The organism is Pseudomonas sp. AC193, assembly GCF_979258075.1.
The window spans coordinates 6,102,024-6,127,347 of record NZ_OZ409832.1 but is presented as its reverse complement, the minus strand read 5'-3'; the positions used below and the strand labels follow the sequence as shown (position 1 = coordinate 6,127,347).

Annotated in this window: 21 protein-coding genes, 4 tRNA genes and 5 pseudogenes; all 30 read right to left on the bottom strand. The window is 54.8% G+C overall.

The window, feature by feature from the left end:
- Complete coding sequence (gene rpmC, locus ACZZ0D_RS27535) at positions 1–192, bottom strand: 50S ribosomal protein L29 (RefSeq protein ID WP_002555481.1); 192 nt, start codon at positions 190–192, stop codon at positions 1–3.
- Positions 192–605 (bottom strand): 50S ribosomal protein L16, encoded by a 414-nt coding sequence (rplP, locus tag ACZZ0D_RS27530; RefSeq protein ID WP_007896757.1) that lies wholly within the window; start codon positions 603–605, stop codon positions 192–194. The genes rpmC and rplP overlap by 1 nt, the downstream gene beginning before the upstream one ends.
- 12 nt (positions 606–617) lie before the next feature.
- A complete protein-coding gene (gene rpsC, locus ACZZ0D_RS27525) occupies positions 618–1,304 on the bottom strand; it encodes a 30S ribosomal protein S3 (protein ID WP_003176422.1) in 687 nt (228 codons plus the stop codon).
- A gap of 13 nt (positions 1,305–1,317) precedes the next feature.
- The gene (gene rplV, locus ACZZ0D_RS27520) at positions 1,318–1,650 is read right to left on the bottom strand and encodes a 50S ribosomal protein L22 (RefSeq protein ID WP_003103908.1); all 333 of its coding nucleotides are present in this window, start codon (positions 1,648–1,650) and stop codon (positions 1,318–1,320) included.
- 11 nt (positions 1,651–1,661) lie between these two features.
- Positions 1,662–1,938: pseudogene (gene rpsS / locus ACZZ0D_RS27515) on the bottom strand (30S ribosomal protein S19).
- A 16-nt stretch (positions 1,939–1,954) separates the two neighbouring features.
- Entirely contained in the window at positions 1,955–2,779 is an 825-nt protein-coding gene (rplB, locus tag ACZZ0D_RS27510) for a 50S ribosomal protein L2 (RefSeq protein ID WP_003228734.1), read from the bottom strand.
- Positions 2,780–2,793: 14 nt separating this feature from the next.
- Complete coding sequence (gene rplW / locus ACZZ0D_RS27505) at positions 2,794–3,093, bottom strand: 50S ribosomal protein L23 (protein ID WP_002555488.1); 300 nt, start codon at positions 3,091–3,093, stop codon at positions 2,794–2,796.
- Positions 3,090–3,692 carry a 50S ribosomal protein L4 gene (gene rplD / locus ACZZ0D_RS27500; RefSeq protein WP_007918468.1) on the bottom strand — a complete coding sequence of 201 codons (603 nt, stop codon included), beginning with the start codon at positions 3,690–3,692 and terminating at the stop codon, positions 3,090–3,092. Before rplD ends, rplW begins: the two co-directional genes overlap by 4 nt.
- A 12-nt stretch (positions 3,693–3,704) precedes the next feature.
- On the bottom strand, positions 3,705–4,340 hold the full coding sequence (gene rplC / locus ACZZ0D_RS27495; RefSeq protein ID WP_003228738.1) for a 50S ribosomal protein L3: 636 nt from the start codon (positions 4,338–4,340) through the stop codon (positions 3,705–3,707).
- A gap of 80 nt (positions 4,341–4,420) precedes the next feature.
- Positions 4,421–4,732 (bottom strand): 30S ribosomal protein S10, encoded by a 312-nt coding sequence (gene rpsJ, locus ACZZ0D_RS27490; protein WP_003186070.1) that lies wholly within the window; start codon positions 4,730–4,732, stop codon positions 4,421–4,423.
- A 159-nt stretch (positions 4,733–4,891) separates the two neighbouring features.
- Positions 4,892–6,086 (bottom strand): annotated as a pseudogene (gene tuf / locus ACZZ0D_RS27485) (elongation factor Tu).
- Between the two features lie 31 nt (positions 6,087–6,117).
- Positions 6,118–8,223 carry an elongation factor G gene (gene fusA, locus ACZZ0D_RS27480; RefSeq protein ID WP_053124314.1) on the bottom strand — a complete coding sequence of 702 codons (2,106 nt, stop codon included), beginning with the start codon at positions 8,221–8,223 and terminating at the stop codon, positions 6,118–6,120.
- A 30-nt stretch (positions 8,224–8,253) separates the two neighbouring features.
- Positions 8,254–8,727 (bottom strand): 30S ribosomal protein S7, encoded by a 474-nt coding sequence (gene rpsG / locus ACZZ0D_RS27475; protein ID WP_007916467.1) that lies wholly within the window; start codon positions 8,725–8,727, stop codon positions 8,254–8,256.
- Positions 8,728–8,834: 107 nt separating this feature from the next.
- The gene (gene rpsL / locus ACZZ0D_RS27470; RefSeq protein ID WP_003186084.1) at positions 8,835–9,206 is read right to left on the bottom strand and encodes a 30S ribosomal protein S12; all 372 of its coding nucleotides are present in this window, start codon (positions 9,204–9,206) and stop codon (positions 8,835–8,837) included.
- Between the two features lie 216 nt (positions 9,207–9,422).
- On the bottom strand, positions 9,423–13,622 hold the full coding sequence (gene rpoC / locus ACZZ0D_RS27465; RefSeq protein ID WP_053124316.1) for a DNA-directed RNA polymerase subunit beta': 4,200 nt from the start codon (positions 13,620–13,622) through the stop codon (positions 9,423–9,425).
- Between the two features lie 64 nt (positions 13,623–13,686).
- A pseudogene (gene rpoB / locus ACZZ0D_RS27460) lies at positions 13,687–17,761 on the bottom strand (DNA-directed RNA polymerase subunit beta).
- A gap of 221 nt (positions 17,762–17,982) precedes the next feature.
- Positions 17,983–18,348 (bottom strand): 50S ribosomal protein L7/L12, encoded by a 366-nt coding sequence (gene rplL, locus ACZZ0D_RS27455; RefSeq protein WP_053124318.1) that lies wholly within the window; start codon positions 18,346–18,348, stop codon positions 17,983–17,985.
- 79 nt (positions 18,349–18,427) lie between these two features.
- Positions 18,428–18,928 (bottom strand): 50S ribosomal protein L10, encoded by a 501-nt coding sequence (rplJ, locus tag ACZZ0D_RS27450; RefSeq protein ID WP_053124320.1) that lies wholly within the window; start codon positions 18,926–18,928, stop codon positions 18,428–18,430.
- A gap of 196 nt (positions 18,929–19,124) precedes the next feature.
- Complete coding sequence (rplA, locus tag ACZZ0D_RS27445) at positions 19,125–19,820, bottom strand: 50S ribosomal protein L1 (RefSeq protein ID WP_053124322.1); 696 nt, start codon at positions 19,818–19,820, stop codon at positions 19,125–19,127.
- A pseudogene (gene rplK, locus ACZZ0D_RS27440) lies at positions 19,820–20,252 on the bottom strand (50S ribosomal protein L11). Before rplK ends, rplA begins: the two are co-directional and overlap by 1 nt.
- 117 nt (positions 20,253–20,369) lie before the next feature.
- Complete coding sequence (nusG, locus tag ACZZ0D_RS27435) at positions 20,370–20,903, bottom strand: transcription termination/antitermination protein NusG (protein WP_007916492.1); 534 nt, start codon at positions 20,901–20,903, stop codon at positions 20,370–20,372.
- Positions 20,904–20,912: 9 nt separating this feature from the next.
- Positions 20,913–21,281 (bottom strand): preprotein translocase subunit SecE, encoded by a 369-nt coding sequence (gene secE, locus ACZZ0D_RS27430; protein ID WP_008081915.1) that lies wholly within the window; start codon positions 21,279–21,281, stop codon positions 20,913–20,915.
- Between the two features lie 45 nt (positions 21,282–21,326).
- Positions 21,327–21,402, bottom strand: a tRNA-Trp gene (locus ACZZ0D_RS27425).
- Between the two features lie 53 nt (positions 21,403–21,455).
- Positions 21,456–22,649, bottom strand: a complete 1,194-nt coding sequence (tuf, locus tag ACZZ0D_RS27420) for an elongation factor Tu (RefSeq protein WP_053124324.1) — start codon at positions 22,647–22,649, stop codon at positions 21,456–21,458.
- Positions 22,650–22,733: 84 nt separating this feature from the next.
- Positions 22,734–22,809, bottom strand: a tRNA-Thr gene (locus ACZZ0D_RS27415).
- A gap of 26 nt (positions 22,810–22,835) precedes the next feature.
- A tRNA-Gly gene (locus ACZZ0D_RS27410) sits at positions 22,836–22,909 on the bottom strand.
- Between the two features lie 25 nt (positions 22,910–22,934).
- Positions 22,935–23,019 (bottom strand) — tRNA-Tyr (locus ACZZ0D_RS27405).
- A 143-nt stretch (positions 23,020–23,162) separates the two neighbouring features.
- Positions 23,163–23,600, bottom strand: a complete 438-nt coding sequence (locus ACZZ0D_RS27400; RefSeq protein ID WP_463554728.1) for a hypothetical protein — start codon at positions 23,598–23,600, stop codon at positions 23,163–23,165.
- 7 nt (positions 23,601–23,607) lie between these two features.
- Positions 23,608–24,356, bottom strand: a pseudogene (locus ACZZ0D_RS27395) (pantothenate kinase).
- Complete coding sequence (birA, locus tag ACZZ0D_RS27390) at positions 24,346–25,299, bottom strand: bifunctional biotin--[acetyl-CoA-carboxylase] ligase/biotin operon repressor BirA (protein WP_463554727.1); 954 nt, start codon at positions 25,297–25,299, stop codon at positions 24,346–24,348. The pseudogene ACZZ0D_RS27395 and the gene birA overlap by 11 nt, the downstream one beginning before the upstream one ends.
- Positions 25,300–25,324 lie beyond the last annotated feature (25 nt).

Below are 25,324 nucleotides of genomic sequence, written 5' to 3'. Positions count from 1 at the left end.
TTACTTACCTGCCTGCTGGTTGAGCACAGTCTTCACGCGAGCGATGTCACGCTTAACTTGCGAGAGCAGATGCGACTGCCCCAACTGGCCAGTTGCTTTCTGCATACGCAGATTGAACTGGTCGCGCAGCAAGCCGAGCAGTTGCTCATTCAGCTGCTGTGCGGATTTTTCACGAAGTTCATTCGCTTTCATCACATCACCGTCCGTTTAACAAAGGCGGTGGCGAGCGGCAGCTTTGCAGCAGCCAGGGCAAAAGCCTCACGCGCCAGCTCTTCAGAAACACCCTCGATTTCATACAGGACTTTGCCTGGCTGAATCTGGGCAACCCAGTACTCCACACTACCCTTACCTTTACCCATACGAACTTCGAGGGGCTTTTTGGAAATAGGCTTGTCCGGGAATACACGGATCCAGATCTTGCCGCCACGTTTAACGTGACGGGTCAGTGCACGACGCGCTGACTCGATCTGACGAGCGGTGAGACGACCACGAGCTACAGACTTCAGCGCGAACTCGCCGAAGCTGACTTTGCTACCGCGCTGAGCCAGACCACGGTTGTGGCCTGTCATCTGCTTGCGGAACTTCGTACGCTTAGGTTGCAACATTTGGCGTACCCCTTACTTAGCAGCTTTTTTACGAGGCGCTGGTGCTTGTGGCTTCAGCTCTTCTTGGCGACCACCAATTACTTCGCCTTTGAAGATCCAAACCTTTACACCGATCACACCATAAGTGGTGTGAGCTTCGTAGTTGGCATAGTCGATGTCGGCACGCAGGGTGTGCAATGGCACACGACCTTCGCGATACCATTCAGTACGTGCGATTTCAGCACCGCCGAGACGACCGCTCACTTGGATTTTGATGCCTTTGGCACCAATGCGCATGGCGTTCTGTACTGCGCGCTTCATAGCGCGACGGAACATTACACGACGCTCCAGCTGCTGAGCTACGCTCTGCGCAACCAGCATACCGTCGAGTTCCGGCTTGCGGATCTCTTCGATATTGATGTGCACAGGCACACCCATTTGCTTGGTCAGGTCCTGACGCAGTTTCTCAACATCTTCACCTTTCTTCCCGATAACGATACCTGGACGAGCGGTGTGGATGGTGATACGTGCAGTTTGGGCCGGACGATGGATATCGATACGGCTTACGGACGCGCTTTTTAGTTTGTCTTGGAGATACTCACGCACTTTCAGATCTGCGAACAAGTAGTCCGCATAAGTCCGACCGTCTGCGTACCAGACGGAGGTGTGCTCCTTGACGATTCCCAGGCGAATGCCAATGGGATGTACTTTCTGACCCATCTCTTCGACTCCGTTACTTGTCAGCAACCTTGACAGTGATATGGCAAGACCGCTTGACGATGCGATCAGCACGGCCTTTGGCACGTGGCATGATGCGCTTCAGCGAACGCCCTTCGTTGACGAAAACAGTGCTGACCTTCAGGTCATCAACGTCTGCGCCTTCGTTATGCTCGGCGTTGGCTACGGCCGACTCCAGCACTTTCTTCATGATCTCGGCGGCTTTCTTACTGCTGAAAGCCAACAAGTTGAGCGCTTCGCCCACCTTCTTCCCGCGGATCTGGTCGGCGACCAAGCGGGCTTTCTGGGCGGAGATTCGAGCGCCCGACAACTTAGCGGCTACTTCCATTTCCTAACCCCTTAACGCTTGGCTTTCTTGTCAGCCACGTGCCCACGATAAGTGCGGGTACCGGCGAACTCGCCCAGTTTATGGCCGACCATGTCTTCGTTCACGAGAACTGGGACGTGCTGACGACCGTTATGTACGGCGATGGTCAAACCGACCATCTGTGGCAGGATCATCGAACGACGCGACCAAGTCTTAATTGGTTTGCGATCGTTCTTTTCCGCCGCCACTTCGATCTTCTTCAGTAGGTGAAGATCAATAAAAGGCAACTTTTTTCAGAGAACGTGGCACTGTCGTATCCCTCTATTTACTTGCGACGACGGACGATCATTTTGTCGGTACGCTTATTACCACGAGTCTTCGCGCCCTTAGTCGGGAAGCCCCATGGCGATACCGGATGACGACCACCAGAGGTACGACCTTCACCACCACCATGTGGGTGGTCAACCGGGTTCATGGCAACACCACGAACGGTTGGGCGAACGCCACGCCAGCGTTTGGCACCAGCTTTACCCAGCGAACGCAGGCTGTGCTCGGAGTTCGAGACTTCGCCCAGGGTCGCACGGCATTCAGCCAGGACTTTACGCATTTCACCGGAACGCAGACGCAGGGTCACGTACACACCTTCACGAGCGATCAGCTGAGCCGAAGCACCAGCGGAACGAGCGATCTGTGCGCCTTTACCTGGCTTCAGTTCGATGCCGTGTACAGTAGAACCCACTGGAATGTTGCGCAGTTGCAGAGCGTTACCTGGCTTGATTGGAGCCAGAGCGCCTGCGATCAGCTGGTCGCCAGCACTCACGCCTTTAGGGGCGATGATGTAGCGACGCTCGCCGTCTGCGTAGCAGAGCAGTGCGATGTGAGCAGTACGGTTTGGATCGTATTCGATACGCTCGACAGTGGCGACGATGCCATCTTTGTCGTTGCGACGGAAATCGACCATACGATAATGCTGCTTATGACCACCACCGATGTGACGCGTGGTAATACGGCCATTGTTGTTACGACCACCAGTCTTCGATTTTTTCTCGAGCAGCGGTGCGTGAGGAGCGCCTTTATGCAGCTCCTGGTTGACCACCTTGACCACAAAACGGCGGCCAGGGGAAGTCGGTTTGCATTTAACGATTGCCATGATGCACCCCTTCCTTACTCAGCACTGCTGCTGAAATCGAGATCTTGGCCTGGCTGAAGGGAGATAACTGCCTTCTTCCAGTCATTACGCTTGCCCAGACCGCGAGCTGTGCGCTTGCTCTTACCCAGAACGTTCAGGGTAGTAACACGCTCAACTTTCACGCTGAACAGGCTTTCGACGGCCTTCTTGATTTCCAGCTTGGTTGCGTCAGTAGCAACCTTGAAAACGAACTGGCCTTTCTTGTCTGCCAGAACCGTAGCCTTCTCGGAAACGTGCGGGCCAAGCAGAACTTTAAATACGCGTTCCTGGTTCATCCCAGCAGCTCCTCGAATTTCTTCACGGCCGACACGGTGATCAACACCTTGTCGTATGCGATCAGACTAACTGGATCGGAACCTTGAACGTCACGTACATCTACGTGCGGCAGGTTACGAGCAGCCAGGTACAGGTTCTGATCAACAGCGTCCGACACGATCAAAACGTCGGTCAGGCTCATGTTGTTCAGCTTGCCCAGCAGATCTTTGGTTTTCGGAGTTTCAACAGCGAAATCCTGAACCACGACCAGACGATCAGTACGCACCAGCTCAGCAAGGATGGAACGCATTGCTGCGCGATACATCTTCTTGTTCAGCTTCTGGGAGTGATCCTGTGGACGTGCTGCAAAAGTGGTACCGCCGCCACGCCAGATTGGGCTACGGATAGTACCGGCACGAGCACGGCCAGTACCTTTCTGACGCCATGGGCGCTTACCGCCACCACGAACGTCGGAACGGGTCTTTTGCTGCTTGGTACCTTGACGGCCGCCGGCCATGTAGGCCACGACTGCTTGGTGAACCAGCGTCTCGTTGAATTCGCCGCCAAATGTCAGTTCGGAAACTTCGATCGCTTGAGCGTCATTTACATTTAATTGCATGTCAGCTTCCCCTTAACCGCGAGCCTTGGCTGCTGGACGTACAACCAGGTTGCCGCCAGTAGCGCCAGGAACAGCACCCTTGACCAACAACAGATTGCGTTCAGCGTCCACGCGCACTACTTCCAGGGACTGCACGGTCACGCGCTCAGCGCCCATATGACCGGACATTTTTTTGCCCTTGAATACACGACCAGGAGTCTGGCACTGGCCGATAGAGCCTGGGACGCGGTGGGATACGGAGTTACCGTGGGTGTTATCTTGCCCGCGGAAATTCCAACGCTTGATCGTACCCTGAAAGCCTTTACCCTTGGACTGACCGGTTACATCAACCAGTTGACCAGCGGCGAAGATTTCAGCGTTGATCAGATCGCCAGCCTGGTACTCGCCTTCTTCAAGACGGAATTCCATGGTGGTGCGACCAGCGGCAACGTTCGCCTTAGCGAAGTGGCCAGCCTGAGCTGCTGTTACACGCGAAGCACGACGCTCGCCGACAGTGACTTGCACTGCACGATAGCCATCGGTCTCTTCAGTTTTGAACTGGGTGACGCGATTCGGTTCGATCTCAATGACCGTGACCGGAATGGAGACACCTTCTTCGGTGAAAATACGGGTCATACCGCATTTACGACCGACTACACCAATAGTCATGTTGTAAACCTCATGAGTGTACGGGGCTTTCACCCGCTATGGCCGCCCATTTCAGAGCGTTACACGACTAAGACCGAGTCTTAGCCGAGGCTGATCTGCACTTCCACACCGGCCGCAAGATCAAGCTTCATAAGAGCATCAACGGTTTTATCCGTTGGCTGGACGATGTCCAGAACGCGCTTATGAGTGCGGATTTCGTACTGGTCGCGCGCGTCTTTATTGACGTGCGGAGAAACCAGAACGGTGAACCGCTCTTTACGGGTAGGCAGTGGAATTGGACCACGCACTTGAGCACCAGTACGTTTCGCGGTTTCCACGATTTCCTGGGTTGATTGGTCGATCAGGCGATGGTCGAAAGCCTTCAACCTGATACGGATTTGCTGATTTTGCATTGGATTTCAGACTCCGGCTGCTATTCCCACCGAGCGCAATACGCCCGTTAAAAGGAGGCGCAATTCTATAGACGCCCCATATAGGTGTCAACCCAATAAAAAAAGCCCCCGCTGAGCGGGGGCTTTTTCAAAGCATCATGCAATCTCTATAAAAGAGAATTACGCGATGATTTTGGCTACGACGCCAGCGCCGACGGTACGACCGCCTTCACGGATAGCGAAACGCAGACCGTCTTCCATTGCGATGGTTTTGATCAGGGTAACAGTCATCTGAATGTTGTCACCTGGCATTACCATTTCAACGCCTTCTGGCAGCTCGCAGTTACCAGTCACGTCAGTAGTACGGAAGTAGAACTGTGGACGGTAGCCTTTGAAGAACGGAGTGTGACGACCGCCTTCTTCTTTGCTCAGAACGTAAACTTCTGCGGTGAAAGTGGTGTGCGGCTTAACCGAACCCGGCTTAACCAGAACCTGACCACGCTCAACGTCGTCACGCTTGGTGCCACGCAACAGAACGCCGCAGTTCTCGCCAGCACGACCTTCGTCGAGCAGCTTGCGGAACATTTCAACACCGGTGCAAGTAGTAACGGTGGTGTCACGCAGACCAACGATTTCCAGCGGATCTTGAACGCGAACGATACCGCGCTCGATACGACCAGTCACAACAGTACCGCGACCAGAGATCGAGAATACGTCTTCGATTGGCATCAGGAACGGCTTGTCAGTCACACGAACTGGCTCTGGGATGTAGCTGTCCAGAGTCTCAACCAGTTTCTTGACGGCAGTGGTGCCCATCTCGTTGTCGTCTTTGCCTTCCAGAGCCATACGAGCCGAACCGATGATGATTGGAGTGTCATCGCCCGGGAAGTCGTAGGTGGACAGCAGGTCGCGAACTTCCATCTCAACCAGTTCCAGCAGCTCAGCGTCGTCTACCAGGTCAGCCTTGTTCAGGAAAACCACGATGTACGGAACGCCTACCTGACGGGACAGCAGGATGTGCTCACGGGTTTGTGGCATCGGAACCATCAGCGGCCGAGCAAACCAGAATAGCGCCGTCCATTTGAGCAGCACCGGTGATCATGTTCTTCACATAGTCAGCGTGACCTGGGCAGTCAACGTGAGCGTAGTGACGGATCTTCGAGTTGTACTCAACGTGTGCGGTGTTGATGGTGATACCGCGAGCTTTCTCTTCTGGTGCGCTGTCGATCTTGTCGAAGTCAACGATTGCGGAACCGAAAACTTCGGAGCAAACGCGAGTCAGAGCAGCAGTCAGAGTGGTTTTACCGTGGTCAACGTGACCGATGGTGCCAACGTTGACGTGCGGTAGGGAACGATCAAATTTTTCTTTAGCCACGACAATTAACTCCTAGCCTAAAGGGGCTGAATCAGCCTTGTTTTTTGGTTACGGATTCGACGATGTGCGACGGAGCCGTATCGTATTTTTTGAATTCCATAGAGTAGCTTGCGCGACCCTGGGACATGGAACGAACGTCGGTCGCATAACCGAACATCTCACCCAGTGGAACCTCGGCACGGATAACCTTGCCGGACACTGTGTCTTCCATACCCTGGATCATGCCGCGACGACGGTTAAGGTCGCCCATCACATCACCCATATAGTCTTCAGGCGTAACAACCTCTACAGCCATGATCGGCTCAAGCAACTCACCACCGCCCTTCTGGGCCAGTTGCTTGGTCGCCATGGAGGCAGCCACTTTAAACGCCATCTCGTTGGAGTCGACGTCGTGGTAAGAACCATCGAACACGGTAGCCTTCAGGCCGATCAGCGGATAGCCGGCAACAACGCCGTTCTTCATCTGCTCTTCGATACCCTTCTGGATAGCCGGGATGTATTCCTTAGGAACCACACCACCTACAACTTCGTTCACGAATTGCAGACCTTCCTGACCTTCGTCAGCAGGAGCAAAACGGATCCAGCAGTGGCCGAACTGACCACGACCGCCGGATTGACGAACGAACTTGCCTTCGATTTCACAGTTCTTCGTGATGCGCTCACGATACGAAACCTGAGGCTTGCCGATGTTGGCTTCGACGTTGAACTCACGGCGCATCCGGTCAACCAGGATGTCCAGGTGCAGCTCGCCCATGCCGGAGATGATCGTTTGACCAGTCTCTTCATCAGTTTTAACGCGGAAAGACGGGTCTTCCTGAGCAAGTTTGCCCAGAGCGATACCCATTTTTTCCTGGTCATCCTTGGTCTTAGGCTCTACGGCAACCGAAATAACCGGCTCCGGGAAGTCCATGCGAACCAGGATGATTGGCTTGTCAGCGTTGCAGAGGGTTTCACCAGTGGTGACGTCCTTCATGCCGATCAGGGCCGCGATGTCACCAGCGCGTACTTCCTTGATCTCTTCACGGGCGTTTGCGTGCATTTGCACCATACGACCCACGCGCTCTTTCTTGCCTTTAACCGAGTTGATCACGCCGTCGCCGGAGTTCAACACGCCCGAGTAAACGCGGACGAAGGTCAAGGTACCCACGAATGGGTCAGTGGCAATTTTAAATGCCAGAGCGGAGAACGGTTCTGCGTCGTCTGCATGACGCTCCAGCTCGATAGTCTCGTCATCAGGGTCAGTACCCTTGATGGCAGGAATATCCACTGGTGCCGGCAGGTAGTCGATCACAGCATCGAGAACCAGGGGAACGCCCTTGTTCTTGAACGAGGAACCGCAAACAGCCAAGACGATCTCACCAGCGATAGTACGCTGACGCAGAGCGGCCTTGATTTCCACGTTGGTGAGTTCTTCACCTTCGAGGTACTTGTTCATCAGCTCTTCGCTGGCTTCGGCAGCAGCCTCAACCATGTTGTTGCGCCACTCGTCAGCCAATTCTTGCAGCTCTGCAGGAATAGGCTTGCGAACAGGAACCATGCCCTTGTCAGCGTCGTTCCAGTAAACAGCTTCCATGGTCAACAGATCGATCTGACCCTGGAAGTTGTCTTCGGAACCGATAGCCAACTGGATCGGCACCGGAGTGTGACCCAGACGCTGCTTGATCTGACCGATCACGCGCAGGAAGTTGGCACCAGCACGATCCATCTTGTTTACGTAAACAAGACGTGGAACGCCGTATTTGTTGGCTTGACGCCATACGGTTTCCGACTGAGGCTCAACACCCGAAGTACCGCAGAACACTACGACAGCGCCGTCGAGTACGCGCAGGGAACGTTCAACTTCAATGGTGAAGTCTACGTGGCCCGGGGTATCGATTACGTTGAAGCGGTGCTCGTCTTTGTACTGCTTCTCGGAACCTTTCCAGAAGGCGGTGATGGCAGCAGAAGTAATGGTAATACCACGCTCCTGCTCCTGCACCATCCAGTCTGTGGTCGCGGCGCCATCATGCACCTCGCCCATTTTGTGACTTTTGCCGGTGTAAAAAAGGACGCGCTCGGTGGTGGTGGTTTTACCAGCATCCACGTGAGCGACGATACCGATGTTACGGTAGCGACTAATCGGAGTAGTACGAGCCATAAAGCCCTCGCAAAATTAGTGAAGCTAAAATTAGAAGCGGTAGTGCGAGAAAGCTTTGTTGGCTTCAGCCATACGGTGCACGTCTTCACGCTTCTTAACAGCAGCACCTTTACCTTCAGCAGCATCCAGCAGTTCGCCAGCCAAACGCAGAGCCATAGACTTCTCGCCACGCTTACGGGCGAAGTCTACCAACCAGCGCATTGCCAGAGCGTTACGACGGGAAGGACGAACCTCGACCGGAACCTGGTAAGTAGCACCACCAACGCGGCGCGACTTCACTTCGACCAGCGGAGCGATGGCGTCGAGTGCTTTTTCGAAGAGTTCCAGGGGATCGGTGCCAGCCTTACGGGTCGCAACGGTTTCCAGGGCACCATAAACGATACGCTCGGCAACGGCTTTCTTGCCGCTTTCCATAACGTGGTTCATGAATTTGGCGAGGATCTGGCTTCCGTATTTCGGATCGTCCAGAATCTCACGCTTTGCTGCTACGCGACGTCTTGGCATGATAAGCCCTCAAGCGGTCTTCAGGTTAGCTCGGGACAGATCCAATGGATGCGTGCCCGACCTTACTCTTATCGACTCAATAAAATGAAAATCTGCAAAACGACCGATTACTTCGGACGCTTGGTACCGTACTTCGAACGACCCTGGTTACGACCTTTAACGCCGGAAGTATCCAAAGAACCGCGAACGGTGTGGTAACGAACACCTGGCAAGTCTTTTACACGACCGCCGCGGATCAGTACCACGCTGTGCTCTTGCAGGTTGTGACCTTCACCACCGATGTACGAAGAAACTTCGAAACCGTTGGTCAGGCGCACACGGCATACTTTACGCAGTGCCGAGTTAGGTTTTTTCGGCGTGGTGGTGTACACACGGGTGCACACGCCACGACGTTGCGGGCAGTTCTGCAGCGCAGGTACGTCGGATTTCTCGACGATACGCTTACGCGGCTGACGTACCAGCTGGTTGATAGTTGCCATCTACTAGCTCCACTGTTGTCTTGCGACGCTATTGTCTTGCAAGAAAAGCAAAATGGCAGGAACGAATTCCCGCCAAATTTAGGGGATCAAGAGTCTAAAGAGGATCTTGTCCCCAGTCAAGGCAAGGCCCCGACCTCCCCGCCCCTCGAACCTCGACAAAATGTCTCGATTCGACGAACGGGGCGATCAGGGCCCTACTCTCATTTATCGCAGAACTCAGTTACCGCTCGAGTTCAACGCTTCGGTCAGTGCAGCTTCCACTTCACTGGCGCTTACGCGCAACGGCTTGTCTGCTTCACGACGACGCTTGCGCTCGCTGTGATATGCCAGGCCAGTACCGGCCGGGATCAGACGACCCACGACTACGTTTTCTTTCAGGCCGCGCAGGTAATCGCGCTTGCCGGTGACTGCCGCTTCGGTCAGTACGCGGGTGGTTTCCTGGAAGGAAGCCGCCGAGATGAACGATTCGGTGGACAACGACGCCTTGGTGATACCCAGCAGAACGCGAGTGAACTTGGAGACAAACTTGTCTTCCGCGCCCAGACGCTCGTTCTCTACCAGTACGTGAGTCAGTTCCATCTGGTCGCCCTTGATGAAACTCGAATCGCCGGATTCAGCGATCTCAACTTTACGCAGCATCTGACGCAAGATGGTCTCGATGTGCTTATCGTTGATCTTCACGCCTTGCAGACGGTAAACGTCCTGGATCTCGTTAACGATGTACTTGGCCAGCGCGCTCACACCCAGCAGACGCAGGATGTCGTGCGGATCGCTTGGGCCGTCGGAGATAACTTCGCCGCGGTTTACCTGTTCGCCTTCGAAGACGTTCAGGTGACGCCACTTCGGAATCAGCTCTTCATACGGATCACTACCGTCGTTCGGGGTAATGACCAGACGGCGCTTGCCTTTGGTCTCTTTACCGAACGCGATGGTGCCGCTGACTTCAGCCAGAATCGACGCTTCTTTCGGACGACGAGCTTCGAACAAGTCGGCAACACGCGGCAGACCACCGGTGATGTCACGGGTCTTCGAAGTTTCTTGCGGGATACGCGCGATAACATCACCGATCGCGATCTTCGCACCATCCGCCACACCGACCAGGGCGTTGGCTGGCAGGAAGTACTGAGCGATAACGTCAGTGCCTGGCAGCAACAGATCCTTGCCGTTGTCATCGACCATCTTAACGGCAGGACGGATATCTTTCCCGGCAGCTGGACGATCTTTCGCGTCGAGTACTTCAATGTTGGTCATACCGGTCAATTCGTCAGTCTGACGCTTGATCGTGATGCCTTCTTCCATGCCCACGTAGGTCACGGTACCTTTCATTTCGGTAACGATCGGGTGAGTGTGCGGATCCCACTTGGCCACGATTGCGCCAGCGTCGACCTTGTCACCTTCTTTAACCGAAATCACAGCACCGTACGGCAGCTTGTAACGCTCGCGTTCACGACCGAATTCGTCAGCGATTGCCAACTCACCGGAACGGGACACAGCTACCAGGCAACCATCTACTCGCTCAACGTGTTTCAGGTTGTGCAGACGGACGGTACCGCCATTCTTCACCTGAACGCTGTCAGCTGCAGAGGTCCGGCTTGCCGCACCACCGATGTGGAACGTACGCATGGTCAGCTGGGTACCCGGCTCACCGATGGACTGGGCAGCGATAACGCCGACCGCTTCACCGATGTTCACCTGGTGACCACGAGCCAGATCGCGGCCGTAGCACTTGGCGCAGATGCCGTAGCGGGTTTCGCAGCTGATCGGCGAGCGAACGATCACTTCGTCGATGCTGTTGAGTTCGATGAACTCGACCCACTTCTCGTCTACCAGCGTGCCGGCAGGAACGATGACTTCTTCGGTGCCAGGCTTGAATACGTCACGGGCAATAACACGACCCAATACGCGCTCACCCAACGGCTCTACAACGTCACCGCCTTCAATGTGCGGAGTCATCAGCAGACCGTGTTCGGTGCCGCAATCGATCTCGGTTACAACCAGATCCTGCGCTACGTCTACCAGACGACGAGTCAGGTAACCGGAGTTCGCAGTTTTCAACGCGGTATCCGCCAGACCTTTACGAGCACCGTGAGTGGAGATGAAGTACTGAAGTACGCTCAAACCTTCACGGAAGTTCGCAGTAATCGGCGTCTCAATGATGGAACCGTCCGGCTTGGCCATCAGACCACGCATACCGGCCAGCTGACGAATCTGTGCTGCGGAACCCCGTGCACCCGAGTCAGCCATCATGTACATCGAGTTGAAAGACTCTTGATCGACTTCAACGCCGTGACGGTCGATAACCTTCTCTTTCGAGAGGTTGGCCATCATTGCCTTGGAAACTTCGTCGTTCGCTTTCGACCAAAGGTCGATCACTTTGTTGTACTTCTCGCCCTGGGTTACCAGGCCGGAGGCGTACTGGCTCTCGATCTCTTTCACTTCGTCGGTAGCGGCACCGATGATGCGGGCTTTCTCGTCCGGGATAACGAAGTCGTTAACACCGATGGAAACGCCGGAGATGGTCGAGTAAGCGAAACCGGTGTACATCAACTGGTCAGCGAAGATCACGGTCTCTTTCAAACCAACCACGCGGTAGCACTGGTTGATCAGCTTGGAGATCGCCTTTTTCTTCATTGGCAGGTTGACGACGTCGTACGACAGACCTGGCGGAACAACCTGGAACAACAGCGCACGGCCAACGGTAGTGTCGACGATACGGGTGTTCTTGACGCTGCCACCGTCACGATCATTAACGGTTTCGTTAATACGTACTTTAACTTTGGCGTGCAGTGCGGCTTCGCCGGCACGGAACACACGGTCAACTTCCTGCAGATCCGCGAATACACGACCTTCGCCCTTGGCGTTGATCGCTTCACGAGTCATGTAGTACAGACCCAATACAACGTCCTGCGACGGAACGATGATTGGCTCACCGTTGGCTGGCGACAGAATGTTGTTGGTCGACATCATCAACGCACGCGCTTCCAACTGGGCTTCCAGTGTCAGCGGTACGTGCACGGCCATTTGGTCGCCGTCGAAGTCGGCGTTGTACGCGGCGCAGACCAGAGGGTGCAGCTGGATAGCCTTACCTTCGATCAGTACCGGTTCAAACGCCTGGATACCCAGACGGTGAAGGGTCGGTGCACGGTTGAGAAGAACCGGGTGTTCGCGAATCACTTCAGCGAGAACGTCCCAAACCTCTGGCAGTTCGCGCTCGACCATTTTCTTGGCCGCTTTGATGGTGGTCGCGAGACCACGCATTTCGAGCTTGCCGAAGATGAACGGTTTGAACAGCTCGAGAGCCATCTTCTTCGGCAGACCGCACTGGTGCAGACGCAGGGTCGGGCCTACGGTAATTACCGAACGACCGGAGTAGTCAACACGCTTACCGAGCAAGTTCTGACGGAAACGACCTTGCTTACCCTTGATCATGTCAGCCAGGGATTTCAGAGGACGCTTGTTCGAACCGGTGATAGCGCGGCCACGACGACCGTTGTCGAGCAGAGCATCGACAGCTTCCTGCAACATACGCTTTTCGTTGCGCACGATGATGTCCGGAGCGGACAGATCCAGCAGGCGCTTCAAACGGTTGTTACGGTTGATCACTCGACGATACAGATCGTTGAGGTCGGAAGTCGCGAAACGACCGCCATCCAGTGGAACCAGTGGACGCAGATCTGGCGGCAGAACCGGCAGAACGGTCAGCACCATCCACTCTGGCAGGTTGCCGGAACCCTGGAAGGCTTCCATCAACTTCAGACGCTTGGACAGCTTCTTGATCTTGGTTTCGGAGTTGGTTTGCGGAATTTCTTCACGCAGACGGCCAATCTCGTGCTCCAGGTCGATAGCGTGCAGCAGTTCACGGACAGCTTCAGCACCCATGCGGGCGTCGAAGTCGTCACCGAACTCTTCCAGCGCTTCGAAATACTGTTCGTCGTTCAGCAGCTGACCTTTTTCAAGGGTGGTCATGCCTGGATCGATAACGACATAGCTCTCGAAGTAGAGAACGCGTTCGATATCACGCAGGGTCATGTCCATCAGCAAGCCGATACGGGACGGCAGCGATTTCAGGAACCAGATGTGGGCAACCGGCGAAGCCAGTTCGATGTGCGCCATGCGCTCACGACGAACCTTGGCCAGTGCAACTTCAACGCCGCACTTCTCGCAGATCACACCACGGTGCTTCAAGCGCTTGTACTTACCGCACAGGCACTCGTAATCCTTTACCGGGCCAAAGATCTTGGCGCAGAACAGGCCGTCACGCTCAGGTTTGAACGTACGGTAGTTGATGGTTTCCGGCTTTTTAACTTCACCGAACGACCATGAGCGGATCATCTCAGGCGAGGCCAATCCGATACGGATGGCGTCGAACTCTTCGACTTGACCCTGGTTTTTCAGCAAATTCAGTAGGTCTTTCAAGGCCTTTCCTCCTGGCGGAGCAGAGAGCGGGCAATCCTGCCCCGCTCTCGATTCGCGTCACGTGTTATTCGGTTTCCAGATCGATATCGATGCCGAGGGAACGAATTTCCTTGATCAACACGTTGAAGGACTCGGGCATGCCCGGCTCCATACGGTGATCGCCATCCACGATGTTTTTGTACATCTTGGTACGGCCGTTCACATCGTCCGACTTCACTGTGAGCATTTCTTGCAGAGTGTAAGCAGCACCGTATGCTTCCAGTGCCCAGACCTCCATCTCCCCGAAACGCTGACCACCGAACTGCGCCTTACCACCCAGCGGCTGCTGGGTAACCAGGCTGTACGAACCGGTAGAACGAGCGTGCATCTTGTCGTCTACCAAGTGGTTCAGCTTCAGCATGTACATGTAGCCAACGGTAACTGGACGCTCGAACTTGTTGCCGGTACGGCCGTCAGTCAGCTGCATCTGGCCGCTTTCCGGCAGGTCTGCCAGTTTCAGCATGGCCTTGATTTCGCTTTCCTTGGCGCCGTCGAACACTGGAGTGGCCATTGGAACGCCGCCACGCAGGTTCTTCGCCAGATCCAGGATTTCCTGATCGGAGAAGCTGTCCAGATCTTCGTTACGACCGCCGATCTGGTTATAGATCTCGTCGAGGAAGGTACGCAGTTCAGCGACTTTACGCTGCTCTTCGATCATCCGGTTGATCTTCTCGCCCAGACCTTTGGCCGCGAGGCCCAGGTGGGTTTCAAGGATCTGACCAACGTTCATACGCGAAGGTACGCCCAGCGGGTTGAGGACGACGTCGACCGGGGTGCCATTGGCATCGTGCGGCATGTCTTCAACCGGCATGATCACGGAGACCACACCTTTGTTACCGTGACGACCGGCCATCTTGTCGCCCGGCTGGATGCGACGACGGATTGCCAGATAAACCTTGACGATTTTCAGCACGCCTGGAGCCAGGTCATCGCCCTGCTGCAGTTTGCGCTTCTTGTCTTCGAACTTGTCGTCCAGCAGACGGCGGCGATCAACGATATAGGCCTGAGCCTTCTCGAGCTGCTCGTTCAGAGCATCTTCAGCCATGCGCAGTTTGAACCACTGACCATGCTCAAGACCGTCGAGTACTTCGTCGGTGATGTCCTGACCTTTCTTCAGACCTGCGCCGCCTTCAGCCTTGTGGCCTACCAGAGCGGAACGCAGACGTTCGAAGGTCGCGCCTTCAACGATACGGAACTCTTCGTTCAGATCCTTGCGGATCTCGTCGAGCTGAGTCTTCTCGATCGACAGTGCACGAGCATCACGCTCAACGCCGTCGCGGGTGAAGACCTGTACGTCGATGACAGTACCTTTGGTACCGGTAGGTACACGCAGGGAAGTGTCTTTAACGTCGCTGGCTTTTTCACCGAAGATTGCACGCAGCAGTTTTTCTTCCGGAGTCAGTTGGGTCTCGCCTTTCGGAGTGACCTTACCGACCAGGATGTCGCCTGCGCCAACTTCAGCACCAACATAAACGATACCGGCTTCGTCCAGTTTGTTCAGTGCAGCTTCACCCACGTTAGGGATGTCCGCAGTGATCTCTTCAGGCCCAAGCTTGGTGTCACGGGCCACACAGGTCAGTTCCTGAATGTGGATCGTGGTGAAACGGTCTTCTTGAACCACACGCTCGGACAGGCAGATGGAGTCTTCGAAGTTGAAGCCGTTCCATGCCATGAACGCGATGCGCATGTTCTGACCCAGTGCCAGTTCACCCATGTCGGTGGACGGGCCGTCGGCCATGATGTCGCTACGCTGAACGCGATCACCCTTACGCACCAGCGGACGCTGGTTGATGCAGGTGTTCTGGTTCGAGCGGGTGTATTTGGTCAGGTTGTAGATGTCGACACCAGCTTCGCCGGTTTCAACTTCGTCATCAGCAACACGAACCACGATACGGCTGGCGTCGACGGAATCGATCACGCCGCCACGACGAGCCACGACGCAAACGCCGGAGTCACGGGCTACGTTACGCTCCATGCCAGTACCTACCAGCGGCTTGTCAGCGCGCAGGGTTGGTACAGCTTGACGCTGCATGTTCGAACCCATCAACGCACGGTTGGCGTCGTCGTGCTCGAGGAACGGAATCAGCGACGCTGCAACCGAAACTACCTGCTTCGGCGAAACGTCCATCAAGGTGACTTCTTCAGGCGCCTTAACGGTGAATTCGTTCAGGTGACGTACGGCTACCAGTTCGTCGATCAGGACTTTCTGGTCGTTCATGGTCGCCGAAGCCTGCGCGATCACGTGATCGGCTTCTTCAATAGCGGACAGGAACACGATCTCGTCGGTGACAACACCCTCTTTCACCACACGGTACGGGCTTTCCAGGAAACCATACTGGTTGGTGCGAGCGTACGCAGCCAGGGAGTTGATCAGACCGATGTTCGGCACCTTCCGGCGTTTCAATCGGGCATACACGACCGTAGTGAGTCGGGTGTACGTCACGGACTTCAAAGCCTGCGCGCTCACGAGTCAGACCGCCAGGGCCGAGTGCAGAGACACGACGCTTGTGGGTGATCTCGGACAGCGGGTTGTTCTGGTTCATGAACTGCGAGAGCTGGCTGGAACCGAAGAACTCTTTCACCGCCGCAGCCACTGGCTTGGCGTTGATCAGGTCTTGCGGCATCAGGCCTTCGCTTTCAGCCATCGACAGACGCTCTTTGACCGCACGCTCAACACGTACCAGGCCAACGCGGAACTGGTTCTCGGCCATTTCGCCTACGCAGCGAACACGACGGTTACCCAAGTGGTCGATGTCATCGACGATGCCTTTACCGTTACGGATGTCGACCAGAGTCTTCAGTACCGCGACGATGTCTTCCTTGCACAGCACGCCCGAACCTTCGATCTCGGTACGACCGATACGACGGTTGAACTTCATCCGGCCGACCGCAGACAGGTCATAGCGCTCAGGGCTGAAGAACAGGTTGTTGAACAGGGTTTCGGCAGCGTCTTTGGTTGGCGGCTCGCCTGGACGCATCATGCGATAGATCTCGACCAGCGCTTCCAATTGGTTGCTGGTGGAGTCGATCTTCAGCGTGTCAGAAACGAACGGACCGCAGTCGATGTCGTTGGTGTAAAGAGTTTCGATGCGAACAACGCCGGACTTGGCAATTTTTGCCAGGACTTCGGTGTTCAGCTCGGTATTGCACTCTGCCAGGATTTCGCCGGTAGCCGGGTGCACGATGACCTTGGCGGTCGTACGGCCCAGGACGTAGTCCAGAGGTACTTCCAGGGTCTTGATGCCGGCTTTTTCGATCTGGTTGATGTGGCGCGCGGTAATACGGCGGCCCGCTTCAACAATGACCTTGCCCTTCTCGTCCTGAATGTCCAGAACCGCAATTTCACCACGCAGACGCGAAGCAATCAGTTCCAGGCTGAGGGTTTCGCCGCTCAGGTGGAAAACGTTGGTGGTGTAGAAAGCGTCCAGCACTTCTTCAGTGGTATAGCCGAGCGCGCGCAGCAGCACCGATGCCGGCAGCTTGCGACGTCGGTCGATACGCACGAACACGCAGTCTTTCGGGTCGAACTCGAAGTCCAGCCACGAACCGCGGTAAGGAATGATGCGCGCGGAGTACAGCAGTTTGCCGGAGCTATGCGTCTTGCCGCGGTCGTGGTCGAAGAACACGCCCGGGGAACGGTGCAGCTGGGAAACGATTACACGCTCGGTACCGTTGATTACGAAGGTACCGTTCTCAGTCATCAGGGGGATTTCACCCATGTAGACTTCTTGCTCTTTGATGTCCTTGATCGCTTTGTTCGACGATTCTTTGTCGAAAATGATCAGGCGCACTTTTACCCGCAAAGGTACGGCGAAAGTTACACCGCGCAATACGCATTCTTTGACATCAAATGCCGGTTCGCCCAGGCGATAACCGACGTACTCCAGCGCAGCATTGCCGGAGTAGCTGATGATCGGGAAAACGGATTTGAAGGCCGCATGCAGGCCCACGTCGCGGAACTGATCTTTAGTCGCTCCCGCTTGCAAGAATTCACGATACGAATCCAGCTGGATGGCCAGGAGGTAAGGCACATCCATGACGTCCGGCAACTTGCTAAAGTCCTTGCGGATACGTTTTTTCTCAGTATATGAGTAAGCCATCAGCGTTCCCCAGCTTGGTCACCTGCTTGTTTGGCCCCTCCCGACGGGAGCAGCCAGAAAATCGTGCAAACCCCATGGTTTGCGCCACCGCATCGGGTGGTTACAGCGCCTTTATCAGCACCGACCCAGTCGGCTGCCAATAACGGAAAAAGGCCGGTGGCAAGAGCCACCAGCCATCAGCCTGTCGCTTGACGCTCGGGCTGGAGGTGCAAAGTCGAAAGTTACTTAACTTCGACTTCAGCGCCTGCTTCTTCCAGCTTCTTCTTCGCGTCTTCAGCAGCTTCTTTCGAAACGCCTTCAGCGATAACCTGAGGAGCGGTGTCAACCTTCTCCTTGGCTTCTTTCAGACCCAGACCGGTCAGTTCACGTACAGCCTTGATCACGTTGACTTTCTTCTCGCCAGCGCCTTTCAGGATTACGTTGAACTCGGTTTGCTCTTCAACAACAGCGGCAGCAGCAGCTGGACCAGCAGAAGCAGCGGCAGCGGATACGCCGAACTTCTCTTCCATTGCTTTGATCAGCTCAACGATTTCCAGAACCGATTTTTCGCCGATTGCGTCGATGATTTGTTCGTTAGTCAGAGACATGACTTATTTCCTGAATTGGGGGATAGCCTGGAGGCCATCGAAATAAACAAAAATACGCGATAAAAGGAAACGCTCAGCCTTAGGCTGCAGCAGCTTCTTTCTGGTCGCGAAGTGCCGCCAGAGTACGAGCCAATTTGCTGGTAGCGCCTTGAATCACGCTCATCAGCTGGGAAATTGCTTCGTCACGGGTCGGCAGGCTTGCCAGTACGTCGATCTGATTAGCTGCGAGGAACTTGCCCTCGAACGCAGCTGCCTTGATCTCGAACTTGTCCTGACCTTTAGCGAACTCTTTGAACAGACGAGCAGCAGCGCCCGGGTGTTCGTTGGAGAATGCGATCAAGGTCGGGCCGGTGAACACGTCGTTGAGAACACTGTATTCAGTGTCAGCAACAGCGCGCTTGAGCAGGGTGTTACGTACAACACGTACGTAAACGCCAGCTTCACGAGCCTCTTTACGGAGTCCGGTCATTGCGCCTACTGTTACGCCACGTGCATCAACCACGACAGCGGACAGAGCGACTTTGGCAGCCTCGTTGACTTCAGCGACGATGGCCTTCTTGTCTTCGAGATAAATTGCCACGGGTTAACTCCTGCTTGTTACCGTTTCATTCGATCGAAACCGAATGTCGTTTTGGTGTCTGATTCGGTAAGGAACCGGGAGCACCATCTGCGTAGGCTTGTGTATTAAGACTTGCGTCGCCTACGGTCTTGGATAGCCCCCGCCAGGCAGGGACCCCAATCTTTCAATTGACGTGCAAAGCACGCCAACTTTTGTCTTAAGCGTCCAGCGAGCTCTGGTCGATAACCAGACCTGGGCCCATAGTGGTGCTCAGGGTAACGCGCTTAACGTAAATACCTTTCGAGGAAGCTGGCTTGATACGCTTCAGATCAGCGATCAGGGCTTCAACGTTTTCCTTCAGCTTGACGGCGTCGAAGCCCATCTTGCCAACGGAGGTGTGGATAATGCCGTTTTTGTCGGTGCGATAACGAACCTGACCAGCTTTAGCGTTTTTAACAGCAGTCGCTACGTCTGGAGTTACGGTACCAACCTTAGGGTTAGGCATCAGACCACGTGGGCCGAGGATCTGACCCAGTTGACCTACAACGCGCATTGCATCCGGGGATGCGATCACTACGTCATAGTTCAGGTCGCCGCCTTTCATTTCGGCAGCCAGGTCGTCCATACCTACGCGATCAGCGCCGGCAGCCAGAGCGGCTTCAGCAGCCGGGCCTTGGGTGAACACAGCAACGCGAACGGTCTTGCCAGTGCCGTGTGGCAGCACAGTAGCGCTACGAACAACCTGGTCGGATTTACGCGGGTCTACACCCAGGTTCACAGCAATGTCGAACGACTCGCTGAACTTGACAGTCGACAGCTCAGCCAGCAGGGCAGCAGCGTCTACAAAGCTGTAGCTTTTGCCTGCTTCGATTTTGCCGGCGATAGCCTTTTGGCGCTTGGTCAGCTTAGCCATTACACACCCTCCACGTTAAGGCCCATGCTACGAGCGGAACCGGCGATGGTACGCACGGCCGCATCCATATCAGCTGCAGTCAGATCCGCGTTTTTGGTTTTCGCGATTTCTTCCAGCTGAGCACGGGTAACGGTGCCAACCTTAACGGTGTTCGGACGAGCGGAACCGCTAGTCAGACCAGCCGCTTTCTTCAGCAGAACCGAAGCAGGGGTGGACTTGGTTTCGAAAGTGAAGCTACGGTCGCTGTAGACAGTGATGATCACTGGAGTCGGCAGACCAGCTTCAAGACCCTGAGTACGGGCGTTGAAAGCCTTGCAGAATTCCATGATGTTCACGCCGTGCTGACCCAGAGCTGGGACCAACAGGTGGGCTTGGGTTAGCCTGAGCGGCCTTCACTTGCAGCTTGATGTAAGCGGTAATCTTCTTGGCCATGAGGCACTCCAATTACGGGTTCGAACGCCTCGAAAGGCTCCCCGGTTACTTGCGCGTTTATCCCAGTGACGACAAAACCCCACAGCCTAAGGCTGCGGGGTTGGGATGCTTTTTCAGTTAGACCTTTTCGACCTGACTGAACTCCAACTCTACCGGAGTAGAGCGACCGAAAATGAGCACTGCCACTTGGATCCGGCTCTTTTCGTAGTTAACTTCTTCAACAACGCCATTGAAATCAGCGAATGGACCGTCGTTGACTCGCACCGTTTCGCCCGGCTCGAAGAGAGTCTTCGGCTTAGGCTTGTCGCTACCATCAGCAACACGACGCAGAATTGCTTCTGCCTCTTTATCGGTGATTGGTGCAGGCTTGTCAGCGGTACCGCCGATGAAACCCATCACCCGAGGAGTATCCTTGACCAAGTGCCAAGTACCCTCATTCATGTCCATCTGAACCAGCACATAACCTGGGAAGAACTTGCGCTCGCTTTTGCGTTTCTGGCCATTACGCATTTCAACCACTTCTTCAGTGGGAACCAGAATTTCGCCGAAGCCATCTTCCATGCCAGCCAGCTTTACACGCTCTACCAAAGAGCGCATGACATGCTTCTCGTAACCCGAGTAAGCATGCACAACGTACCAACGCTTAGCCACGGGACACCCTTAGCCGACAATCAAGGAAACAAGCCAGCCGAGCAGGGAATCAAGCCCCCACAACAGCAACGCCATAACCAGAACAACAGCCACTACGATCAACGTGGTCTGCGTGGTTTCTTGGCGAGTTGGCCATACGACTTTACGAATCTCGGTGCGAGCTTCCTTAACCAGTACAAAGAAAGACTTGCCCTTGGCTGTCTGCAAGCCTACAAAGGCAGCTACAGCAGCGAGAGCAAGCAATGCCAGCACGCGGTACAGGATCGGCGAAGCAGAGTAATACTGATTGCCAACAACGCCAACAACCACCAAAGCAACTACTACAAGCCACTTGAGCAGATCGAAGCGAGAGCCTTGAGCTTCAGCCTTAGGAGTCATCTATGAAGATCCTGTGAAAAGAAAGCCAGACACACTGAGTGAATCTGGCAGGTCAGGAGGGAATCGAACCCCCAACCTACGGTTTTGGAGACCGTCGCTCTGCCAATTGAGCTACTGACCTAAAACAAAATCAGGCCGACCATTATGCCGGCCCGAAAAAGACATTACAACTGTTTACTCGATGATTTTGGCTACGACACCAGCGCCGACGGTACGACCGCCTTCACGGATAGCGAAACGCAGACCGTCTTCCATCGCGATGGTTTTGATCAGGGTAACAGTCATCTGAATGTTGTCACCTGGCATTACCATTTCAACGCCTTCTGGCAGCTCGCAGTTACCAGTCACGTCAGTCGTACGGAAGTAGAACTGTGGACGGTAGCCTTTGAAGAACGGAGTATGACGGCCGCCTTCTTCCTTGCTCAGAACGTATACTTCTGCAGTGAACTTGGTGTGCGGCTTAACCGAACCCGGCTTAACCAGAACCTGACCACGTTCAACGTCGTCACGCTTGGTGCCACGCAGCAGAACGCCGCAGTTCTCGCCAGCACGACCTTCGTCGAGCAGCTTGCGGAACATTTCAACACCGGTGCAAGTAGTCACGGTGGTGTCACGCAGACCAACGATTTCCAGCGGATCCTGAACGCGAACGATACCGCGCTCGATACGACCAGTTACAACAGTACCGCGACCGGAGATCGAGAATACGTCTTCGATTGGCATCAGGAACGGCTTGTCAGTCACACGAACTGGTTCTGGGATGTAGCTGTCCAGAGTCTCAACCAGTTTCTTGACGGCAGTGGTGCCCATCTCGTTGTCGTCTTTGCCTTCCAGAGCCATACGAGCCGAACCGATGATGATTGGAGTGTCATCGCCCGGGAAGTCGTAAGTGGACAGCAGGTCGCGAACTTCCATCTCAACCAGTTCCAGCAGCTCAGCGTCGTCTACCAGGTCAGCCTTGTTCAGGAAAACCACGATGTACGGAACGCCTACCTGACGGGACAGCAGGATGTGCTCACGGGTTTGTGGCATCGGACCATCAGCGGCCGAGCAAACCAGAATAGCGCCGTCCATTTGAGCAGCACCGGTGATCATGTTCTTCACATAGTCAGCGTGACCTGGGCAGTCAACGTGAGCGTAGTGACGGATCTTCGAGTTGTACTCAACGTGCGCAGTGTTGATGGTGATACCGCGCGCTTTTTCTTCTGGGGCGCTGTCGATCTTGTCGAAATCAACGATTGCGGAACCGAAAACTTCGGAGCAAACGCGAGTCAGAGCAGCAGTCAGCGTGGTTTTACCGTGGTCAACGTGACCAATGGTTCCAACGTTGACGTGCGGCAGGGAACGATCAAATTTTTCCTTAGCCATCGATATCACCCTTAACAGAAGAATTGAGCAAACTACATCAGCCATTAAAACAAAGGCAGATATTTTCATATCTGCCTTGTTATATGGAGCTCTTGAGCGGATTTGAACCGCTGACCTCACCCTTACCAAGGGTGTGCTCTACCAACTGAGCTACAAGAGCAAAACACTTTGCACAACCTGCAAACTTGGAGCGGGTAGCGGGAATCGAACCCGCATCATCAGCTTGGAAGGCTGAGGTTCTACCACTAAACTATACCCGCGGAGCTTGCAGCTCACGCTTAAATCTGGTGGAGGGAGAAGGATTCGAACCTTCGAAGTCGTAGACGTCAGATTTACAGTCTGATCCCTTTGGCCGCTCGGGAACCCCTCCTAATCAGGCCGGCATTCTATACCATGCCAAGCCCCTGTCAAGCATTTTCTCATTTAAAAACCTGAGGTTAGCTGCATTGACATCACTCTACTGCTGCGACCTTTTCAGGTCTTCGCTGTGGAGCGGGCGCCATTCTATGCAAACTATTCAGTAGGTGCAACCCCCTCGCACAGCATTATTTTATGTTTTAACTCATTGAATTCCTTGGAAAGGTTCTGCAGCTGCAAATCACCCAGCAAACGCTCGCCCTCAGGCGCGATCCGGAGCCAATAACCACCCTCCGGGACGTTTTTCTGCAAGGGTTGCGAGCGAACCTTCATTTCCTCAAGACGCCGTTCAAGGGCCAAGGCCGGATCCTGAACTGCAAAACCACCCACATAAAGGCATTTTTCTTCGCCCTGGGCAGCTTCGGATTTCTCGCGGGAGGCGCCGCCGCTCTCACTTAGCAACCGAATATCCTGCTGCGACCCCTTATATAAACTGAGAGGCGTGACATCCTTGGCACGCAAAGGAGCTTCCTGCTGGTGCCAGACGTAATAGAACACATTGAGAACAAGGAGCAGCAGGAACAACCAACGCATACGAACCTCAGGACAAAGGACAGGCCATCGCCAACCCTACGAAAACCAAATCCGGGACGAGACGAGCACCAGGAGCAACACTGGCAACCAAGTCAGCATCACCGCCAGTGACAAACACTGTAAAACTCTCCCCCAATAATCACGCGCGATATCTAACTGAGTGAGTACAAATCCTTTAAGCATCAAAGAACAGCCCCGCTCTACAGCCTCAACCGTGGTTCGCCCAGGAGCCAGGCTCGTCAAGGCACGCTCCGCCGCAACATCTCCATAACGAATCTTCCGTGTATGGGTTCGCAATTGATTACGCATCAACGGCATGCCCGGACAGATAAAGCCACCCAAGTGCTCTCCATCTGCCGAGATGAAATCGGCGGTAACTGCCGTACCAAAATCCAGCACCAGGCAGGCACCCGACGCCAGGTGATACCCACCAAGCATGGCAAGCCACCGATCAAGCCCCAACCGCTCATAGTCTTCGTAGCCGTTTTTGACTCCGGACATTTCCCGAGCGGGCTGAGCGCACACCGCAGAAACACCGAACGCTTGCTCAAGCAGCTTAATGAGCGCTTCGGTTTCTTCAGCAGTCCTGACACTGACCAAACGGCATTTACGCAAAGATATTTTGCCAAGTGAGCGCAGACTTTCGATCAACGCCGAGTCGGAATCGACCACCCCCTCAGAAAACAGAGACGCAGCCGCGGCGTCCAATACACGCCACTTTATGAAGCTATTGCCGCAATCGAGCTCAAGAATCATCACGCAACCTCAAGCTGAGCTCACCACCACTAAAAAGTTTTTCCACACCATCCACCTGCAATCGCAGCGCACCTTGATTATTAATTCCAAGCACAACACCATCGATCTGGTTAGTGCCGGCGATCAATGAAACAGACCGCCCCTGCCACAGATGGCCGTCCTGCCACTCGGCTTGTAGAGCCGAGAAGCCTCTATCCTGGTGACGCTGGATATATGCCTGCAACTGCTCGCTCAACTGAACAGCTAACGCGTTGCGATCGCAGACCTGACCAGACTCGAGTCGCACGGATGTCCATTGCTGATCGACTTCCTCAGCGGCCTGCATATTAACGTTGATGCCTATGCCCAAGACCACGTGACAAACGTCCGCGGGATCGCCGACGAGCTCAAGCAAGATACCGGCGATTTTCTTATTACCGACCAGAACATCGTTCGGCCACTTCAATCCCGCCCCGGCGACACCGACTTTTCGCAAGGTGTGCATGACAGCTAGACCCACGACAAGGCTCAAACCTTCCAATTGCCGCATTCCGCCATCGATGCGCAGCACGAGACTGTAATAAAGGTTGTCAGCAAATGGACTCACCCATTCGCGCCCTCTCCGTCCGCGCCCAGACACCTGCCGTTCAGCAAGCACGAGAAAAGGCGCCGATCGGCCCTGACCGATCGCGCGCAATCCCTCGGCATTTGTCGAGTCAATGGAGTCGAATACTGCAACCGGCCAGCCTGGCGCCATTTCCGCTATTTTGAGAGGATCAAGCAACATCAGAGGCGTCGCCAATTGATACCCGCGCCCGCGAACTTTATGGATGGACAGCCCGAGTTCAGCCTCAAGATGCTGAAGCTGTTTCCATACTGCACTTCGACTAATCCCCAGGGCCGCCCCCAGATCCTGACCAGAATGGAATCGCCCATCCTTCAGAAGGTTCAACAACGTCAACATGCAGGTCTCGCCTCACAATGAGGCC

What these genes read in the sequence shown, in the direction of transcription:
- tuf (WP_053124324.1), bottom strand. Translation starts at nt 22,649, where the DNA reads ATGGCTAAGGAAAAATTTGATCGTTCCCTGCCGCACGTCAACGTTGGA.
- rplP (WP_007896757.1), bottom strand. Translation starts at nt 605, where the DNA reads ATGTTGCAACCTAAGCGTACGAAGTTCCGCAAGCAGATGACAGGCCAC.
- rplL (WP_053124318.1), bottom strand. Translation starts at nt 18,348, where the DNA reads ATGTCTCTGACTAACGAACAAATCATCGACGCAATCGGCGAAAAATCG.
- rplW (WP_002555488.1), bottom strand. Translation starts at nt 3,093, where the DNA reads ATGAACCAGGAACGCGTATTTAAAGTTCTGCTTGGCCCGCACGTTTCC.
- ACZZ0D_RS27400 (WP_463554728.1), bottom strand. Translation starts at nt 23,600, where the DNA reads ATGCGTTGGTTGTTCCTGCTGCTCCTTGTTCTCAATGTGTTCTATTAC.
- rpsC (WP_003176422.1), bottom strand. Translation starts at nt 1,304, where the DNA reads ATGGGTCAGAAAGTACATCCCATTGGCATTCGCCTGGGAATCGTCAAG.
- rplA (WP_053124322.1), bottom strand. Translation starts at nt 19,820, where the DNA reads ATGGCTAAGCTGACCAAGCGCCAAAAGGCTATCGCCGGCAAAATCGAA.
- rpsL (WP_003186084.1), bottom strand. Translation starts at nt 9,206, where the DNA reads ATGGCAACTATCAACCAGCTGGTACGTCAGCCGCGTAAGCGTATCGTC.
- rpsG (WP_007916467.1), bottom strand. Translation starts at nt 8,727, where the DNA reads ATGCCAAGACGTCGCGTAGCAGCAAAGCGTGAGATTCTGGACGATCCG.
- birA (WP_463554727.1), bottom strand. Translation starts at nt 25,299, where the DNA reads ATGTTGACGTTGTTGAACCTTCTGAAGGATGGGCGATTCCATTCTGGT.
- fusA (WP_053124314.1), bottom strand. Translation starts at nt 8,223, where the DNA reads ATGGCTCGTACTACTCCGATTAGTCGCTACCGTAACATCGGTATCGTC.
- rpsJ (WP_003186070.1), bottom strand. Translation starts at nt 4,732, where the DNA reads ATGCAAAATCAGCAAATCCGTATCAGGTTGAAGGCTTTCGACCATCGC.
- rplB (WP_003228734.1), bottom strand. Translation starts at nt 2,779, where the DNA reads ATGGCAATCGTTAAATGCAAACCGACTTCCCCTGGCCGCCGTTTTGTG.
- rpmC (WP_002555481.1), bottom strand. Translation starts at nt 192, where the DNA reads ATGAAAGCGAATGAACTTCGTGAAAAATCCGCACAGCAGCTGAATGAG.
- rplV (WP_003103908.1), bottom strand. Translation starts at nt 1,650, where the DNA reads ATGGAAGTAGCCGCTAAGTTGTCGGGCGCTCGAATCTCCGCCCAGAAA.
- rplC (WP_003228738.1), bottom strand. Translation starts at nt 4,340, where the DNA reads ATGACTATTGGTGTAGTCGGTCGTAAATGCGGTATGACCCGTATTTTC.
- rplD (WP_007918468.1), bottom strand. Translation starts at nt 3,692, where the DNA reads ATGCAATTAAATGTAAATGACGCTCAAGCGATCGAAGTTTCCGAACTG.
- secE (WP_008081915.1), bottom strand. Translation starts at nt 21,281, where the DNA reads ATGACTCCTAAGGCTGAAGCTCAAGGCTCTCGCTTCGATCTGCTCAAG.